The sequence below is a fragment of the Micromonospora sp. DT44 genome (assembly GCF_049841635.1).
Lineage (GTDB): Bacteria > Actinomycetota > Actinomycetes > Mycobacteriales > Micromonosporaceae > Micromonospora.
In genome coordinates this window covers 1-1218 of sequence record NZ_JBNCKS010000139.1, presented here as the reverse complement: position 1 = coordinate 1218, position 1218 = coordinate 1, and the positions used below count along the sequence as shown (strand labels likewise).

General features: G+C 69.3%; 1 protein-coding gene. It reads right to left on the bottom strand.

Translation table 11 applies throughout. The features are described from left to right. Positions 1 to 36: 36 nt before the first annotated feature. A complete protein-coding gene (locus ACLQ25_RS32645; protein ID WP_425734577.1) occupies positions 37 to 1209 on the bottom strand; it encodes an IS30 family transposase in 1173 nt (390 codons plus the stop codon). Positions 1210 to 1218 lie beyond the last annotated feature (9 nt).

Here is a 1218-nt window from a genome sequence, read left to right as displayed (position 1 = left end):
GGCGGATTCGAGCTGTCGTCGCAACGGTGACGATCGTCAGGGTGCCAGAGCTGTGTGGAAGACGTCGGCCGGGGTGCGCCAGCCGAGGGTTTTGCGGGGCCGATTGTTCAGGCGGTGTTCCACGGCGCGAAGATCGGCGGCGGTGTGCTGCGACAGGTCGGTGCGCTTGGGGAAGTACTGGCGCAGCAAGCCATTGGTGTTCTCGTTCGTACCGCGCTGCCAGGGCCGGCCGGGGTGGGCGAAGAACACGCCGTCACGCAGTAGCGGTGCGATCTGTTGGTGGTAGGCCATTTCCGCGCCCTGGTCCCAGGTCAGGGTGAGGCGCGCGGCTGCGGGCAGTTCCGCCAGCACGGCGAGGAGCGCGTCGCGGACGGCTTCGGCCGTGCGGTCGACGGGTAGGTGTACCAGTCGGAGGTATCGGCTGGTGCGGTCGACGAGGGTGGCGATGGCGGACTGGTTTTGCCGACCGACGATGAGGTCGCCCTCCCAGTCCCCGATGCGGGTGCGATCAAGGGCGGCGGCCGGCCGATGCTCGATCAATAGTGTGGGAGCGATGAAGCGGCAGCGGCGCTGATCGGCGCGACGGCGCCGCTTGCGCAGCGGGCGGCCGGTGCGTAGCCGGCGCGTGAGCTGGCGGCTGAGTCCACCACGCCCGCCGCGGTAGAGCGCCTGGTAGATGGTCTCGTGGCAGACGTGCCACGATGGCTGGTCGGGATGGGCCTGTCGCAACCACGCAGCGATCTGCTGCGGACTCCAATCCTCCTCAAGCTTGGCCTGGACAACGGCGCGCAGACCGGCGTCGGCGAGTAGCCGACCACCCCGCGGACGCCGAGCACGCTGCCGCGCCCGCGCGTGCGCCAGGTCGCCGTCGTAGACGCCCTGGTCATGTGGACGCACGTTGCGGCGCAGCTCCCGACTCACCGTCGATGGCGCCCTGCCCAACTGCTCAGCGATCGCCCTGATCGTCAGGCCCTGCCTGCGCAGGGTGGCGATCCGTTGCCGTTCCAACAGCGACAGGTACCGGCCTGACCGAGCTTCCTCCCCCAACCGGGCCGGAGGCACACCACCGTTCTCCGCACGCCACCGGTAGCCGGTCTTGCGACCGATCCCAACGATCCGGCAAGCCTCGAACGTTCCCACGCCTGCCTGCAGCAGCCGCCAGTACTCCGTCTCGATCTCGAGCCGGCGTTTGCGTCCTCGTCGTCCCATCAACACACC

Excerpts from the sequence above, each read along its gene's own strand:
- ACLQ25_RS32645 (WP_425734577.1), bottom strand. The coding sequence starts at position 1,209 with ATGGGACGACGAGGACGCAAACGCCGGCTCGAGATCGAGACGGAGTAC.